Below are 16,497 nucleotides of genomic sequence, written 5' to 3'. Positions count from 1 at the left end.
ATGGTACTCTTTGTTTATATTGGGTTTATTTTTGTGTAAAAGGGGAAAAAAGATGAATATTTCTTATGCCAATAAAAAATTGGAAACTATATTAACAAATGAACGACTAATTAAAAAGGAATTTACGGCATTCTACAAAAAAGTAAGCAATAGAATGTCTGAATTGAGGGCTGTAAATAATTTGGAGGAAATCCCTCACGTTCCACCTCCTAATCGTCATAAACTAAATGGAGACTATGATAATTGCTGGGGGATTGATGTATCTAAAAATTTTCGTATTGTATTAAGACCGACTGGAGAGTGGGAAGAAACGGATTTAAAGACAATACGCAATGTAGAAATTTTAACAATTGAAGACTACCATTAGAAAGGAGGAGCAACTTATGAATACCGAATTTATTGTGCATACAGGATCAATTATTAAAGAGTATTTGGATGATATTGGAGTAAGTCAAGAGGAATGCTGTAAGCAATTAGGTATTAATGAAAAATACTTTTCCGACTTATTGAATGGCAAAACCAAGTTAACACAAGACTTAGCTATAAAATTAGAAAAGATATTTCACGATGTTCCTGCATCATACTGGATGAACTACGAAAATAAGTACAGGGAGTTTAAAAAGAGAGAAGAATTAAATATTCAAAATTATAATATTGATGAACTAAATAGTTACTCCAAAAGATTTAAGTTTAACACAATATTTAAGGGTTTAGATTGGGATATAAAAAAGCAAGCAAATGAAATGTTGAAGCTCCTAAAAATCAGAAATTTCGAACAGTTCGATGCCGTATATTCAAATCTAAGCGTTGACTTTATGGAAGATGGCGGAGAAAAAGAATCAATTGCCATTTGGTTAAATTTAGCTAGAGAAGAAGTTGAAATTCAGAATAAAGATTTATCCAATACAAGCTATAGTAAAGAAAGGTTGATTGAATCTCTAGAAAAATTTAAGTTACTTGCCTTGAACACTGATTATTTAACCTCATTGAAAAGTGTAAAAAAATTATTAAACCGTATCGGAGTTTATATAGTTTTCCTTAATGCAATCGAAAATAGTAAAGTTAGAGGTGCCTTAACAACTTATAAAAATAAACCCGCAATATATCTTAGTGGGAGATTTAAAACTCATGATCATACATGGTTTGCTTTAATGCATGAAATAGGCCATCTTATCAAACACTATATACCGAATGAATCAATTGTAACACTTGAAGATGAGTTAGAAGAGTTAAATCCCAATACGGATACAAAGGAAGAAGAAGCAAATGAATTTGCTAGGGATTTTTTCATCGAAAGGTCCGCATACAGTAAATTTGTTAGTTCAAATAGATTTACTGAACAAAGTATTTATGAATTTGCTAAAACTCAAAGCGTTCTTCCTGGCATAGTTGTCGCAAGATTACAACACGATCGCTATATAGGTTTCGACAAATTGAATTATCTAAAAAATAGGTGACTAAATTGAATTACTACTAATAGTAATGGAAGGTTACTTAAATACAACAATTAGTTTGAGGCACTTAAAACAAACTCCCATGCTTAATATAGCTAGCAAAAGGAGTTTGTTTTTTTTGTTTTTATCGCAGTATTCTATAGCTCCATCGTTAGACTAGATCTATACCTCTCCTTATTTAATTTAGCCTAAATAGAACTTTATGAGGAAACCTGAAATACCAACTTTACTAGTTTCTCATCATCCCCCAAATCACATCCCGCGTGATCTTTGTAATCAACGCAATCTCCTCTGCACTTCTGCCGCTTACCAATTTCATATGTTCATCGAGTAACTGCTGTTTATCGAGTACCACTTCCGGACGAAGTAGTTCCCCAGCCGGAATATCCAAAGCAGTAGCAATCTTCTCTAACGTCTCTAACGAGATATTCCGATCTCCTCGTTCTACGCCGCCTATGTAACTGTAGTGAAGCGATGCGGCTTCAGCCAGTTGTTCTTGGGTCCAGTCCTTTTGTTTTCTATATTCACGGATTCGTTTTCCAACGATTTCTGGTAAATTCATAGATTACCACCTCTTCTTTTAGGTTAGGTAAGGTGGTTGGGCAAATACAGATAAGTATACTAGAAATTAATATTATTAAATAGTACGTATAAGTACTATTTTTATTGACTACGCCTGAAAAAGACTATACAATCAGGATGAAATGGATAAATTAGGGTGAGAAATAGAAACGTTTACGTTTTGCACACGGGGGAGGTATTCCCATGAAACCTACAACCACGGTCAGACAAGAGTTGGAGAGCTACTTAAGACGAGCGGGGTTTACTCTTCAGCAATTTTCCGAGATTTCAGGCATCAATCCAGGGACGATCAGTGCGGTGTTGAGCGGGTATCGGAAAATTTCCATACATAACTTGGATCTCATTACGGAGGGGATGGGGCTGGAGCAGGGGGCCCTTTACGAGATTTATTTAGAAGAATGTCTGCTTGGTGTACCGTTGCATTGGAGGCGGTTAGGGCCGTTTATCCAGCGGTGTGCGGAGTTGGACAAGCTGGATTTTCTGGCGCAGCTGGTTCAGGCGGTGGCGGATCGGTTATCGTATATGCCGCGGCTGTTTGAGACGGCGGATCGGTTTTTTCGAGAGGGGAAAAGAACGGCCGCCGCTCTACTATACCAGTGTGTTGCCGAATGTGAGAAGTACCAACATTCCGAGCGACTGGCGTTGAGCCGGTATCGTTTGTTTACGATTCGTCTCGGTGAAGATCAAGAGGAGAATTTACGCGCCGCCGTCTTGTTCGAAGACTATGTGGACCGATTGGACGAAGGGGTTCAGTTAGATGCGGTGAAGAACTTGGCGGATGTGTACGCTTCTTTGCATCGGTGGGATCGGGTTTGGTCCCTGGCGGAGAAGCTGGAGCAGATTGCGGTGATTCAATACCACCATCGGGTAAATCGAAGACGGAAGGAGGAGATGGATAAGGGCGCGTCACGGTCGAAGCTTTTTTATCTGCTGTATGCGTATTTGTTGAAGGCGAATGTATGCGATGCCAAGCAAGAGTATGCAAGGGCTTTGGAGTATGTTGCTTTGTATTGCGGCGGTGCTCTACATGGAATTAATGCTGAGAATGAAGAAGAGCGGCGGGTCGTGGAGCGGTTTCAGGAATGGGGTCAGGCCAATGCGTATTTGTACCGCTTGATGTCCGGTGAGGTTCAGGTGCTAGGGGATTATGCGGAGTGTGTCGCGGCGAATGCACAGGAGATTGTTCCGGCGATCTACCGGATTTTGCAGGCGGCAAACCGGTTTGAGTTGAATGTGGATTATTTGCTGGATCGGTTCCGGGCACATCTAACGTATAAAGAACGGTCATGCCGTTTCGGCCAATACAACGCACAGATTGTGGCGGATCAGTATGTACGGTATTTGTTGGAGCTGGCTCATTACTATTTTCGCACCCGGCGGTATGAGATGGGGTTCCGGCAGCTTTTTGAAGGAATGGAGCTTGCCTTGAGGTTTAATCATGAATCGATGTTGATTCGTTGTGCTTGGTTGTTTGAGAAGTTCAGACATGAGGCGTCCGGGGAGGTTCAAGAGCAGTACAAATACCTATTCTGGGAGGTGGAAAAGAGTTATGAGAAGAAGTGTGTTGTCGTGGATCGTGTTTAGTGGTTGTTTGGGCCTCGTGGTTATGGGGGACAGTCCGATCGTACAGGCTTTGATTCACGGCTTGGGAGGCTGAAGAACAAAAGAGTGACTATTCACAAAGGGAGTATTATACATTTATGGTATGGATAAAAACCGATCCTATCTTCGAGTAGATAAGATCGGTTTTTCTTATAGCACTCAAACCCTTGGGAAGTGAAATCGTTGAAAAGAATGATGCTCCTGACCCTTGTCCTCACCTTGCTGCTAACGATCGCGGCTTGTTTAGATCATACCCCTTCGGCCAAATCTGATGGGGCGTTAAATGACGTCGAAGTAACCGAAGATTATCAAGAAATTCATACGGTTACGGTCTCACAGAATGTGGGGGAACCGGATTACGAAGATATGAGTTCTTTTCGAACTTATGGAATTGCATGCTTCAGACCTGCCCTATATTCATATAGGAGAACCGATCCGAATTGAATTTCTTGATCAAGCCACGGAGCCAGACTTTATGAGCTTATCGATTACGTGCTGACGGAAGAAGGTGGGGTGAGGTATAAGATCCCCCGAGCCCATCAAACCTAGGGTGGAGTTCCATCAAGGAGCAGCTTCTTTTACCCTAGAGGAGAATTTTCTGGTGTACGCAAGCTCGGCCAACGTAGATTATGAGCCGGGTGCGGTTTTGTGAGGCTTTCGGCTGGTATGCACTTGGGGGGACAAAACCCAGGAAGTTGTCGTTGTGATTCGTACGGATGTGAACCAAACATCGAAAATGCCAACTAAACAGGAATATGAGAGGTGAAAAAAGTGGCTCAACTCAGGCAAAGCCCATCGCTGGATGAGGCAAAGAAAAAATATGATCAACTGTGGGAGCAGTTTTTAGATTATGAGGAGAAGGAAGCCAGAGAACTGATTGATGCGTTTGCTCAGCAAGCGGATCTCCAGAATTTTAAGAAGCGAGAAGCTAAGGAGTTTAAAGATTACCTTAAAACTCCCTACCCCTACATTGCGATTTTGGTGGGAATCGCGCTTCCCGTGAGTGCGTTTCTTTTGATTATGCTTCTACCATAGTCTGGGCACTCGCAATTGAAATAGAACATCGTGGGTGGTGAAAAAATGACTAGTGGTGTAATTATCAGGTCTCGTACTTGGACGAGATATCGCAAAAGTTTGTTGTAGCCGAAATATACCACAATAAAAATAAGATTATCACAGTTCATACGGAGTTCTCGTCATGAATCGGCAGAAGTGATACCATAAAGAGGCAGAATATAAAATGCAGCCGATACGGGAGGGACAATTATGAAAGCGCTTTTTATCGGAGGAACAGGGATCATCAGTACGGCGATCACCAAACAATTGGCGGAAAGCGGATGCGAACTCTATTTGCTTAACCGCGGCAACCGGAATCTAGAATTGCCTGAAGGGGTCCAAGTGATTCAAGCGGACATCGGCAAGGAAGACGAGGTTGCCGGGCTGATCGCGAACCATACGTTTGATGTCGTGGCGGACTTTATCGCCTTCGAGCCTTCTCAGCTGGAACGGGATTTCCGGTTGTTCCAAGGGAAGACGAAGCAGTTTATTTTTATCAGCTCGGCATCTGCCTATCAGACGCCATTGTCCGATTACCGGATTACGGAAGGAACGCCGCTGTCGAATCCTTTTTGGGAGTACTCCCGCAATAAAATCGCCTGCGAAGATTATTTGATGAAGCAATACCGGGAGCATGGCTTTCCGGTGACGATCGTAAGGCCGAGCCATACGTATGACGAACGGTTTATCCCGCTCGGCGTACATGGCAGTAAGGGCTCCTGGCAGGTTGCCAAGCGGATGCTGGAGAACAAGCCTGTCATCATTCACGGGGACGGTACTTCCCTTTGGACGTTGACCCATAACCGCGATTTCGCCAAAGGCTTTATCGGATTAATGGGCAACATCCACGCGATCGGCGAGGCGGTGCATATCACCTCTGACGAAAGCGTCACTTGGAACCAGATCTATGAGGTCATTGCGGACGCGCTCGGCGTGGAGCTGAAGGCGGTCCATGTCGCTTCCGAATTTTTGGACGCCTGCAGCAAAGAGGATTATCGGGGAAGCCTGCTCGGGGACAAAGCGAACACCGTCGTCTTCGACAATTCCAAATTGAAGCGGCTCGTTCCCGGCTTTACCGCCACGACAAGGGTGGATCAAGGCATCAAGGAAACGGTGCGCCATATTTTGGAGCATCCCGAATATCAAGTGGAGGATCCGGAGTTCGACGCCTGGTGCGATAAAGTGATCGATGCGCTGGAGGCGGCCAAGCGGGCTGTCGCCGAATAAAAGAAGGAAGCCCTTCCGGGTCCTTAACGGACCTATCGGAAGGGCTTTGATGTTTTTATGGAAGCACGTTTCCTGCCGCACGGTAGATTTGATACCATTCTTCCCGCGTCAGGTAAATCTCGCCCGCCTGGATGCAATCCTTGAGGCGGTCCGTATTCATCGTCCCGATGACCGGCTGCATCCGTGCCGGATGTCTCAGCAGCCAGGCGACGGCGACCGTCGTGTTGCTTACGCCATATTTGCCGGCGATTTCATCGATCGCTTGGTTCAGTTCAGGAAACTTCTCGTTACCGAGGAACACGCCTTCGAAAAAGCCGTATTGGAACGGCGACCACGGCTGGATCGTGATGTCGTGCAGGCGGCAGTAATCAAGTACGCTGCCGTCACGATTCACGGCGGCTTCGTTTTCCATGTTCACATTGATGCCGGCCGAGATCATGTTCGCGTTCGTAATGCTTAGTTGAAGCTGGTTGGCAACGATCGGTTGTTTTACGTATTTTTTAAGCAGCTGGATCTGCATCGGGTTTTGGTTGGAAACGCCGAAATGACGCACTTTTCCCGATTGTTCGAGTTGATCGAACGCTTCGGCGACTTCTTCGGGTTCCACCAGAGCGTCCGGGCGATGCAGCAGGAGCACGTCCAAATAATCGGTTTTCAACCGTTTCAGAATACCATCCACGGAGGCAAGAATATGCTCTTTGGAGAAATCGAACATCCCCTGGCGAATGCCGCATTTGGACTGGAGGACGATTTTTTCGCGAACCGTGCTGTTCATATGAATGGCATCCGCAAAGATCTCCTCGCAGGATCCACCGCCATAGATATCCGCATGATCAAAAAAGTTGGCGCCTTCATCCAAAGCCGTTTGGACGAACCGCTCCGCTTCCGGTTTGGACAACGAATTCAGCCGCATGCAGCCAACGGCGATAACAGGCACTTCCAAGCTGCTGGTTCCCAGTTTCAGGGTTTTCATCGTATGTAACCTCCTGTATGAAAGATGCTGTGACTTCATCATTGTCCCACTTTATGTATCCGATTTCAATCGGGGATGTCATCCGGATGCCTCTCCATTTACAAAGTTGGTATAATGGTCGTGTCGTTCCTTGAACGGCAAAACTTCTTAGTTGACGAGGAGAGAGAAATAGGATGGTTGAAAATCTTGAAAATGAAGCCGCGCTGATCGCCGAATACGGCGAAAGGGAGCTAAACCTTGGGCAAGCCAGGCTGCCTGATGAATATTATTATACGAGCGTGCCGCAATGCGTCACCGATGCAGTCTTTTCGATCGGCGTGCGGTATGAAGGGGTTAGAAACACGGTCACCCGTTTCAGTACATACCTGGGTCTTGCGTTAAAGCGCCCGGGATCGGAATATCCTGACACTCAATCGCAGATGTCGGTAGAAGAATTCCTTCGCTCATACGATGAATTGGGGCTTGATGTTTACGTGAGCGAGGTGTTCGGGAATCGCCAAAGAACGTCCCCGACCAACGGAATCCTGAAGGCGGAGGCCGTTTACCGTTTCTGCAAAGTGTTGCAAAAGTACGGAATCAATTACTTGCAGGATGTAAAGAATCTCTATGGCAACGAAGCGTTCGAAGCGGAAATCAAGGCGATCCCGGGCCAGAAGAGCGGAATTTCGCTCGTCTACTTTTATATGCTGGCGGGAGATGATCAATGGGTCAAGCCGGACCGGATGATCGTCCGCTTCCTGGAGAAGGCGCTCGGCCGCAAGGTCCGTATCGACGAAGCCCAGGCTTTGCTGGAGAAAACCGTCGCGCTGCTAAAATCGCGATATCCGGAGATGACGCCGCGTTTGCTCGATTATGAGATCTGGAATTATGTCAGAAGCCTGGATTGACGGACACGACAAAGACATCTATTCTCCGTAAGGACTTTTGCAAATAGGCGCCTGCTTCGGGCGTCTTTTGCCTCTTTCGTGAAGACTTGCCCTTTGTGCAAATGAACAATACATTTCGTCCCTTTATCAATATATTTCTGAATGGGCCAAGATATATAATGAAAGCGCATTCAACAAATGCATGGGGGGTAAGGCAGATGGAAGGCTTAACAATTAGTTGGATAGGCGCTTTGGCGGGTCTGGCTATTGCCATCATTCTGATATTGAGAAAACTGAATCCTGTATACGCTTTATTTTTGGGCGCGATTGTAGGCGCTTTAATCGGCGGAGCGAACCTGGAACAAACGGTGAACGTGCTGGTGAGCGGGACGCAAAGCGTGATGGGCACGGTCCTTCGGGTTCTGGCGGCGGGTGTGCTGGCGGGCGTGATGATGGAATCCGGAGCCGCCGAGACGATCGCCCAGGCGATCGTGAAGAAGTTCGGCGGAGGGAAAGCGATTCTGGCGCTGGCCCTGGCGACGATGATCATTACCGCGGTGGGCGTATTCATTCCGGTAGCCGTGCTGATCGTCGCACCGATCGCCTTGTCGGTAGGGAACAAGATGGGGATTTCGAAGATCGCTTTGCTTCTGGCGTTATCCGGCGGCGGCAAGGCGGGGAATATCATTTCCCCGAACCCGAATACGATCGCAGCGGCGCGCGGCTTTAACCTCGATTTGAGCAACGTGATGCTGGCCGGCCTTGTTCCGGCGATCTGCGGCCTGATCGTGACGGTCATCGTGGCTTCCCTCCTTAAAAATAAAGGCGTCAAAGTTACCGATGAAGAAGCGGTGGACCATGAAATCGATACTTCGAAATATCCTACGCTCGGCAAGTCGATCGTGGCTCCGCTCGTGGCGGTCGTGCTCTTGATGATCAACCCGATCGGCTCGATCTCCGGCATCGATGCGTTGGCCAATTTCAAGGTTGACGCGATGTACATTCTGCCGATTGCGGGCATCATCGGGATGTTGGCGATGGGCCAAGGTAAGAAAATTTTGGAGTACACGGCTTCCGGCTTGAATAAAATGACGGCGACGGTACTGATCCTCATCGGTGCGGGCGGGATCGCGGGCTTGATCTCCGCGTCCGATTTGTCGGCGCAGGTGGTCGGTTTGATCGAAGCTTCCGGCATTTCCGGGACATTCCTGGCTCCGATTGCCGGTATTCTGATGGCGGCGGCAACGGCTTCCACCTCGACGGGCGTAATTCTGGCGACCGGTTCGTTCGGTGAAGCGATCCTGAACATGGGAACGGCTCCGCTGGCCGCGGCGGTCATGGTTCATACCGGGGCGACCGTCATCGACTCCCTGCCGCAGGGCAACTACTTCCATGTGACGGCGGGCGCGATGAAAATGAGCATCAAGCAGCGGATGGGTCTCATTCCGTACGAGGCGATCGTGGGCGGAACCATGACGATTATTGCTACTTTAATCTACGGATTTTTCTTCTAAAAAAGATAAAATTGGAGCGAGGGTGAGGACATGAGAGAGAAGACATTTGTGCTGGCGCCGGATTCATTTAAAGAGAGCATGACGGCCAAAGAAGTGTGCAACGCGATGGAAAAAGGACTCCGGAAGGTTTATCCTGACGCGAATTATGTCCATGTACCGATGGCGGACGGCGGGGAAGGGACGGTACAATCGCTGGTCGACGCATCCGGCGGGCGGCTGTTTGAAAAAGAGGTCACGGGTCCGTTGGGGCGGCCGGTAACGGCGCGTTACGGCATTCTCGGCGACGGAAAAACCGCGGCGATCGAAATGGCTTCGGCCAGCGGTATTCATTACGTGACGAAGGAAACCAAAAACCCGCTCGTCACCACGACGTACGGGACGGGGGAACTGATCCGCGAATGTCTGGACCTTGGCGTGACCAAGATCATCATCGGCATCGGCGGGAGCGCCACGAACGACGGCGGAACGGGCATGGCCGAGGCGCTCGGCGCAAAATTCCTGGATGCGGAGGGCCGGACGCTCCCGCGCGGAGGAGGCAGCCTTGATAAGCTGGCGCAGATCGATGTCTCTTCCCTGGATCCGCGCCTGAAACAGGCCGAATTGATCGTAGCCTGCGACGTGACCAATCCGCTTTGCGGCGAGCATGGCGCTTCCCGCGTGTTCGGTCCGCAAAAAGGGGCGACGCCGGAGATGGTTGAGCATCTGGACGCCGCACTCGGGCATTATGCGGACATCGTGAAGCGGCAGCTCGGCAAGGACGTCCGTGACATTCCCGGTGCCGGAGCCGCCGGCGGGTTGGGCGCGGGGCTGTTGATCTTTACGCAAGCCAAGCTGCAAAAAGGCATCGAGATCGTCATCGAGTACACCGGTTTGAAGAAAAAGATTGCCGGCGCCGACCTGGTCTTTACCGGTGAGGGCGGGATCGACTTCCAAACCAAGTTTGGCAAAACCCCTTACGGGGTTGCCAAAGCAGCTAAAGCGGCGGGCAAACGGGTGATCGCCGTTGCCGGTTATATCGGTGAAGGCATCGACACCCTTTATGCGGAAGGAATCGACGCGGTCTTCGGCATCGTGCCGGGCGCTTCCGAGCTTGATAAGCTGTTGGCCGAGGGGCCGCAGAACGTGGAGCGCACCTGTGAAAACATCGCGAGAGTCCTGAAATTCAACGAATGAGCCGGAAAGGCGGTTCCCGAAGCATAAGCTTCGGGGCCGCTTTTTCTTTTTCGTGCCAGCGATTATTTATATAGTGCGAGCAAACCGTGTGTAAGCTCAAAAAGCTGTAGTACATTGCGCGGGTCTTTTCCGGTCAATGCCTGAATTCGTTTCAGCCGGTATTGCAGCGTATTGCGGTGAATATTCAGCTCGGCCGATGTGAGCGAGATGCTGCCGTTGTTGTGGATGAAGCTTTGCAGCGTTTCCATCAGGTCCACGGTATCCTCCAGCTTGCCGACGGCGTTCAGGCCGGGCGTCAGATCGGCTCGGCTCAATTTGACCAAGAACTCCACCTCTTCAAAGTAAATGATGCGGGAAGGGGGCCGCAACGCGAGCAGGATGTTCATGGCGGATTTCGCCTGCCGGTAGCTGTCCGCGATCTGACTCTCTGTTTTGCCGACGGAAACGAACATTCCGGGCTGGAGCCTGAGAAGCTGTTTGATGAGCTTGTCCGAATCGGACGGGTTCTGAACGAGTACCAGCATCGAATCCTTTTCTATAGAAAAAGACGGGTACGGAAAAAGCAGCTTCGACAGTTCCTCGTTCGGTTCGATCCCTTTCAGGACGAGAACCTCGGTTTTCAACAGCAAGTCGATGTTGTATGCCGCCGCTTCCTTTTTCAGCCTTTGGGAATAGGCGCCCTGGTGGGCGAGCAGCATTTCCAAAAACGCCTTTTTGCGGTTCGCTTCATGAGCCTGGCGCTCCAGGGCGGTTTTTTGCTCGATCAGTAGTGATACCGTGGTCCTAACGATATTGCAAAAGGGCCGCACCTCGTCCGGATTGCCGGTAATGCCGATCACGCCGACGAGTTCTTCGCCGATCACGATCGGTTCGTTCGTGCCTTTCTTTTCATATCGCCCGTCCTCCCACACCTCAACCATTTTCCCCGTGGATAAGGCCTTGACCGCGCCCCGGTGCACGGTACCGACCCTTTCCTTTTTGCCGCTGCCGACGATAACGCCCTTGTCATTCATGATATTGATGTTGTAGGGAATGTCCCGCATCATTTTGTCGACGATGTCTTGCGCCTGTTTCTCGGAAAGCTGGAACAAACGAAGGCCTCCTTTATCTAGGTAACCAATCATGCTGGCGTATTAAGGATAAGTTCCCATTTATGTTGTGCATATGAACGAAATTATAGACGATGCGGAAGTAAGAAGGATAAAAATGCTTCGCTAGAAGTAAAAAAATACAACTCAAATATATGCTAAGAATCGTCTTCAAGTAAAATAACGAAACCGTTAACGCTAAATTTGAATAAAAAGCAAAAAAATGCGGATTCTCTGAGAACAGGGAGTCTCGTTCCTTTACGGCTAAAAAAGGCGATAATTAGCTTAACCCCCTAGTTGAAATTTAGTAAGTTAGTGAAATGATGTATGTATCTCACAAAAAGCTTGCATAAGCCGCCGCGAAAAGTCAAAATAAAGACAATGAGTGATATTAACATTGCGACAAGGAAGCGGGGGAACCACCCATGGAAATAGGAATTAGTACATTTGTCGAGACCACGCCGGATCCGAACACCGGCGAGGTGATCAGCCACGCGCAGCGTTTGCGCGAAGTGGTGGAGGAAATCGTCCTGGCCGACCAGGTCGGGCTTGATGTATTCGGCGTCGGGGAGCATCACCGGAAGGATTACGCCGCTTCGGCGCCTGCGGTTTTGCTGGCTGCGGCGGCGACGCAGACGAAGCGCATCCGCCTGACGAGCGCGGTGACGGTATTGTCTTCCGACGATCCGGTACGCGTGTACCAGGATTTCGCCACATTGGACGGCCTTTCGAACGGCCGTGCGGAAATTATGGCGGGGCGGGGCTCCTTCATCGAGTCGTTCCCGCTGTTCGGATACGATTTGAACGATTACGAGGAGCTGTTCGAGGAGAAGCTGCAACTCCTGCTGGAACTGTGCCAGTCGGAAAAAGTAACTTGGAGCGGCAAGCACCGTCCCGCCATCAATAATCTGGGCGTTTATCCGCGCCCGGTTCAGGATCCTTTGCCGGTGTGGATCGGCAGCGGCGGCAACACCGAGTCCGTCATCCGCGCGGGCCTGCTCGGCCTTCCGCTCGTGCTGGCGATTATCGGCGGCCGGCCGAAGCAATTTGCTCCGCTGGTGCAGCTTTACAAGAAGGCCGCGGCCCAGGCGGGCCATGATGTTTCCAAGCTGCCGATCGCTTCGCACTCCCACGGGTTTGTGGGCGAGAGCACGGAGGAAGCGGCCGACAAGTTCTTCCCGTCCACCCAGTACGCCATGAACGTCATCGGCCGGGAACGGGGCTGGGGCCATTATAGCCGCGGATCCTTCGATATGGCGCGCAGCCTGGAGGGAGCCCTGTATGTCGGCGACCCCGATACCGTGGCGGAGAAGATCATCTACCTTCGCAAAAACGTCGGCATCACCCGCTTTATGCTGCATTGCCCGCTGGGCACGATGCCGCATGATGAGGTAATGCGCTCCGTGGAGCTGCTCGGAACCAAAGTGGCACCTAAGGTACGCGAAGAAATCGCCCGTTGGGAAGCGGCGGGAGAACCGCAGGAATAATCGTTACAAGACGATTAGAAAATTAAATTAGACCCCTCTTGGATTTGAAGGTAAAAATCAAATCCAAGGGGGCTCTTTGAAGTTCAAAGACGAAACCATTCCCGGATTTGGCCGAGCCCTTCTTCCTGCCGGTGCCGCGAATCCCAGGGACCCAGCTCCTGCCGGTGCAGCCATTCGCCGGAGTCCGGCTGATAGATATAGTCTTTTTGCCACTCGGCGATATGGCCGACAGCCGCCTCAACGGCGGAGGCGATATAATCGACCTCCCTGTCCGTCATGGTCGGGTGGAGAGATATGCGCACCCAGCCCGGCTTCGTGGACAAATTGCCGGAGGCGATGAGGGAGGCAATATTTCCGGAGGTAGGATGATCGATGCCCAGCAGATAGTGTCCGTAGGTACCCGCACAGGAGCAGCCGCCTCGGGCTTGTATCCCGAACCGGTCGTTGAGCAGCTTTACCATCAGGTTGTAATGTACCGAATCCGCCGTAAAAGAAACAATCCCCAACCGCTCGCGCCGGGTACCCCCAAGAATGCGAACGCCGGGGACCTTTTGGAGTCCGCCGAGCAGCCTTGAAGTCATTTCCGACTCGCGTTCGCGAATGCGGGCGGTGCCCATGTCCTCCTTCAGCCGGAGGCATAACGCCGTTCGGATCGCTTGCATTACGCCGGGGGTTCCGCCGTCCTCGCGGGTCTCGGCATCTTCGTGATAAGAAAACTCTCCCCAAGGATTGGTCCAGGTTACCGTGCCTCCCCCGGGCTGATCGGGAACCCCGCTTGCGCACAATCTTCCGTCCATGACGAGGATGCCGTTCGTCCCCGGACCTCCCAAAAATTTGTGGCCGGAAAACAGGATCCCGTCCAGTCTCGCTTCCGGCGGTCCGGGGTGCATATCGATGTCCACATAGGGGGCGCTTGCCGAAAAGTCCACAAAGCAAACTCCGCCGTGTCGATGCATTTTTCGGGCCAGCTCGTAATAGGGAGTCTCGAAACCCGTCACATTGGAACAGGCCGTGAAGGCTCCGATCTTGATCCGACGGTGCCGGTATTCGTGAAGCAGGCGTTCCAAGCCGTTCGGATCGACGTCTCCATCGGGTCCGGGAGGGATACATACGACATCTCCGATCGTTTCGGCCCAGGAAATGTGATTGGAATGATGCTCCATGTGAGTCACGAAAATAATCGGCCTGTGCTCATCGGGCAAACGGAGCAAAGACCGGAAACGATCGGGGACTTTTAATCCCATGAGCCGTTGCAGCTTGTTTACCGCCCCCGTCATGCCCGTGCCCGCGAAAAGCAAGATGTCGTGCTCGCCGGCATGAACGTGTTCCTTAATGATCCTTTTGGCTTCCTCGTAAGCGAGGGTCATCGTCCGGCCGGAGACATTGGAATGCGAATGCGTATTTGCCGAGAATGGCCCGAACTCATGGGCAATGCGCGTCTCGATCGGTTTGTACAATCTTCCGCTTGCCGCCCAGTCGGCGTAAACGAGCGGCATCTTGCCGTACGGGGAGATAAAGAATTGACGGTAACCGACGGTATTTTCCCGATACCGCCGGAATTTTTGCTCGCTCGAGGTGTGAAACGAGTAGCTGTTGTTTCCGATTTTAGCGCTCAGCATTCCGTGCCCTCCAATGCGTGATTACAGCTTTATGGTACGCAGGGGAGCCCAGAGTGGTTAACGGAAAAGGGGCGGTTATCGGGAAATCGCCACAAAAAAGCCGAGCCCGGAAAGTCCGGGCCCGGCTACATTTTTCAAATAAACAACTGAACATCCGACTTCAGCGCATCGCGAAGATAGGTTTGGGCATCCACGATCTCCAGCTCGGGAATGAACTCCTCCGGCTTGAAGCCCATAATTTCCAGCGAAAGCTTGCAGCCGTAAAACTTGATGTTCTTTTTCCGGGCTCCCTTCAAATAATGAATCAGCTTCGGAGCCTCCTGGTCCTCGATCATTTCCGTCATCATCCATTTGCCCAATCCGCTGAAATTCATTTTGGACAAAGGCAGCTCTTCCGGGCCCTTCGGGGTCATCCAGCCCATGATTTTTTCATAAACCGTCTTGTCCTCCGAGGTCATCCGGTCGGGATCGCGCAGCAGGAACAGTCCCCAGAACGCGAAGAACATCGTCACTTCCACGTCGATGTCCCGTGCCGCATTCGCCAAAATCAATCCCGCCATCGCTTTATCGTATTCCCCGCTGAACATCAGCAGGCTCATTTTTTTCTCCGCCATCTTCGGCCTCCATTTTTAGGGTGAATACCGTTAGTATGGTTCCGAAGCGGAGGGATATGCCATTATGCCGAAAACTTAAAATACCCGCCGGGCGGTCACGAACTTCTCTTTCCAGCTGTCCGAGAAGGTTTCCAGGCGAACCCCGTATTTTTTCGAATAGGTATGCAAAATTTGGCCGTTCCCCGCGTATATCCCGACATGGCCGATTTCCAAACCTCTGGCCCCGAAGAACAGCAGATCCCCTTTTTGCAGATCGGACATCGCTACTTCCTTACCCACGGTAGCCTGGTCGTAGGAAACGCGGGGCAGATCGACCGCCAGGGTATCCCCGAAGACGCGCTTAACAAAGGAAGAACAATCGAAAGTCGCCGTTTGGTCCGGAGAAGCGCCGAATTCATACGGGGTGCCCAGAAAAGTTTTGCCGTATGTAATGATCTCGTCCGCTTGCTGTTCGTGCAGCGCAGGGCTTGAGTAATCGGTGTACTTCGGCTTGGCCGAGATATAACCGGTCCGGTTATCCCGGGTGCGGACCTCCAGCCAGAAAGGAGAGACCTCCCGAATGACCTCGACCTTCTCGCCGGCCGGGAGCAGTTCATCCGCGCTTTTGCTTTCCGCATCAGGGGCGCTGCGCAGGTTGACTCCCCATTTAATGGTTGTTTCTGCATGCACGGGGGAGGAAACCGTGACGGTGCGGGTGTCAGCCTCCCATTTCACGGTGCTCCCCATAGCTTCGCTGACGAAGCGCAGGGGTACGAGGGAATAGCCGTCCGAAATTTGGCCGGGAACGTTTAAGCTAAGGGCTTGTCCATTCAACTCGGCGGTCGACTCCCCCAAGGTATAGATCAATTTCGTATCGGCCTTGGTTGCCGTAACGGTTTTGCTGGCACTATCCCACTCCAGCTTGGCGCCCTGCGCTTCAAACAGTCCGCGCATCGGAACAAGCACGGCCCCGTTTACGAGAAGAGGCTCGGTTTCGGGCTGGAGCGGGCGGCCGTCCAACAAGATCGACACCGGCCCTCCGGCCGGTTCCTTTCCCTGTACCGCGGATTCGCCGTGGACCGGGCTGGCGTAGAGCAGGGAAGCAGCCATAAGACATACGAGGAAGCTTTTGCTTTTTGTCATGTTCATCATCACCTTGTTGTTGAATTGTTTACTTAGTTGGACGAAAAAGGATGGAATTAGTTTTGCGGAAAATGTTGGCAAACCGCCTCTGTTGACGAAAATCGCGCCGATTTGGGTATT

At 50.6% G+C, this 16,497-nt stretch carries 15 protein-coding genes; 9 read left to right on the top strand and 6 right to left on the bottom strand.

Translation table 11 applies throughout. The features are described from left to right. Positions 1-52 precede the first annotated feature (52 nt). Positions 53-367 carry a type II toxin-antitoxin system RelE/ParE family toxin gene (locus ACSFXJ_RS24835; RefSeq protein ID WP_435922976.1) on the top strand — a complete coding sequence of 105 codons (315 nt, stop codon included), beginning with the start codon at positions 53-55 and terminating at the stop codon, positions 365-367. A 16-nt stretch (positions 368-383) separates the two neighbouring features. After that, the gene (locus ACSFXJ_RS24830; protein WP_435922975.1) at positions 384-1,457 is read left to right on the top strand and encodes an ImmA/IrrE family metallo-endopeptidase; all 1,074 of its coding nucleotides are present in this window, start codon (positions 384-386) and stop codon (positions 1,455-1,457) included. A gap of 226 nt (positions 1,458-1,683) precedes the next feature. Here the strand turns inward: ACSFXJ_RS24830 and ACSFXJ_RS24825 are convergent, their stop codons facing one another. Next, positions 1,684-2,016: a helix-turn-helix domain-containing protein gene (locus ACSFXJ_RS24825; RefSeq protein WP_435922974.1), complete on the bottom strand. Its 333-nt coding sequence runs from the start codon at positions 2,014-2,016 to the stop codon at positions 1,684-1,686. Between the two features lie 203 nt (positions 2,017-2,219). Here ACSFXJ_RS24825 and ACSFXJ_RS24820 point away from each other — a divergent pair, with 203 nt between their 5' ends. From ACSFXJ_RS24820 to ACSFXJ_RS24810, 3 genes are all read left to right on the top strand, one after another. Then, complete coding sequence (locus tag ACSFXJ_RS24820; RefSeq protein WP_435922973.1) at positions 2,220-3,620, top strand: helix-turn-helix domain-containing protein; 1,401 nt, start codon at positions 2,220-2,222, stop codon at positions 3,618-3,620. Between the two features lie 780 nt (positions 3,621-4,400). Next, positions 4,401-4,673 carry a hypothetical protein gene (locus ACSFXJ_RS24815; protein WP_435922972.1) on the top strand — a complete coding sequence of 91 codons (273 nt, stop codon included), beginning with the start codon at positions 4,401-4,403 and terminating at the stop codon, positions 4,671-4,673. A gap of 231 nt (positions 4,674-4,904) precedes the next feature. Continuing rightward, positions 4,905-5,921, top strand: a complete 1,017-nt coding sequence (locus ACSFXJ_RS24810; protein ID WP_435922971.1) for an SDR family oxidoreductase — start codon at positions 4,905-4,907, stop codon at positions 5,919-5,921. Between the two features lie 55 nt (positions 5,922-5,976). Here the strand turns inward: ACSFXJ_RS24810 and ACSFXJ_RS24805 are convergent, their stop codons facing one another. Continuing rightward, the gene (locus tag ACSFXJ_RS24805; RefSeq protein ID WP_435922970.1) at positions 5,977-6,894 is read right to left on the bottom strand and encodes an aldo/keto reductase; all 918 of its coding nucleotides are present in this window, start codon (positions 6,892-6,894) and stop codon (positions 5,977-5,979) included. Between the two features lie 173 nt (positions 6,895-7,067). On the opposite strand from ACSFXJ_RS24805, the gene ACSFXJ_RS24800 reads away from it, so the two are divergent. From ACSFXJ_RS24800 to ACSFXJ_RS24790, 3 genes are all read left to right on the top strand, one after another. Further along, positions 7,068-7,781, top strand: coding sequence for a hypothetical protein (locus tag ACSFXJ_RS24800; protein ID WP_435922969.1), 714 nt, complete (start codon positions 7,068-7,070; stop codon positions 7,779-7,781). A gap of 197 nt (positions 7,782-7,978) precedes the next feature. Continuing rightward, positions 7,979-9,274, top strand: a complete 1,296-nt coding sequence (locus ACSFXJ_RS24795; protein ID WP_435922968.1) for a GntP family permease — start codon at positions 7,979-7,981, stop codon at positions 9,272-9,274. Positions 9,275-9,304: 30 nt separating this feature from the next. Continuing rightward, on the top strand, positions 9,305-10,447 hold the full coding sequence (locus tag ACSFXJ_RS24790) for a glycerate kinase family protein (RefSeq protein WP_435922967.1): 1,143 nt from the start codon (positions 9,305-9,307) through the stop codon (positions 10,445-10,447). A gap of 62 nt (positions 10,448-10,509) precedes the next feature. Here the strand turns inward: ACSFXJ_RS24790 and ACSFXJ_RS24785 are convergent, their stop codons facing one another. Beyond that, positions 10,510-11,538 carry a CdaR family transcriptional regulator gene (locus ACSFXJ_RS24785; RefSeq protein ID WP_435922966.1) on the bottom strand — a complete coding sequence of 343 codons (1,029 nt, stop codon included), beginning with the start codon at positions 11,536-11,538 and terminating at the stop codon, positions 10,510-10,512. Between the two features lie 422 nt (positions 11,539-11,960). On the opposite strand from ACSFXJ_RS24785, the gene ACSFXJ_RS24780 reads away from it, so the two are divergent. Further along, the gene (locus ACSFXJ_RS24780) at positions 11,961-13,022 is read left to right on the top strand and encodes an LLM class flavin-dependent oxidoreductase (protein ID WP_435922965.1); all 1,062 of its coding nucleotides are present in this window, start codon (positions 11,961-11,963) and stop codon (positions 13,020-13,022) included. An 83-nt stretch (positions 13,023-13,105) separates the two neighbouring features. On the opposite strand, the gene ACSFXJ_RS24775 is transcribed toward ACSFXJ_RS24780, so the two are convergent. The 3 genes from ACSFXJ_RS24775 to ACSFXJ_RS24765 all read right to left on the bottom strand — a co-directional run bounded on the left by ACSFXJ_RS24775 (position 13,106) and on the right by ACSFXJ_RS24765 (position 16,377). Then, positions 13,106-14,641, bottom strand: coding sequence for an aminotransferase class V-fold PLP-dependent enzyme (locus ACSFXJ_RS24775; RefSeq protein ID WP_435922964.1), 1,536 nt, complete (start codon positions 14,639-14,641; stop codon positions 13,106-13,108). Between the two features lie 134 nt (positions 14,642-14,775). Beyond that, positions 14,776-15,255 (bottom strand): DsrE/DsrF/DrsH-like family protein, encoded by a 480-nt coding sequence (locus tag ACSFXJ_RS24770; protein WP_435922963.1) that lies wholly within the window; start codon positions 15,253-15,255, stop codon positions 14,776-14,778. Between the two features lie 75 nt (positions 15,256-15,330). After that, positions 15,331-16,377 (bottom strand): stalk domain-containing protein, encoded by a 1,047-nt coding sequence (locus ACSFXJ_RS24765; RefSeq protein WP_435922962.1) that lies wholly within the window; start codon positions 16,375-16,377, stop codon positions 15,331-15,333. Positions 16,378-16,497: the final 120 nt, after the last annotated feature.

The organism is Paenibacillus salivarius, assembly GCF_051307165.1.
Lineage (GTDB): Bacteria > Bacillota > Bacilli > Paenibacillales > Paenibacillaceae > Fontibacillus.
The sequence above is the reverse complement of the archived record's forward strand: the minus strand, read 5'-3'. Positions and strand labels throughout refer to the sequence as shown.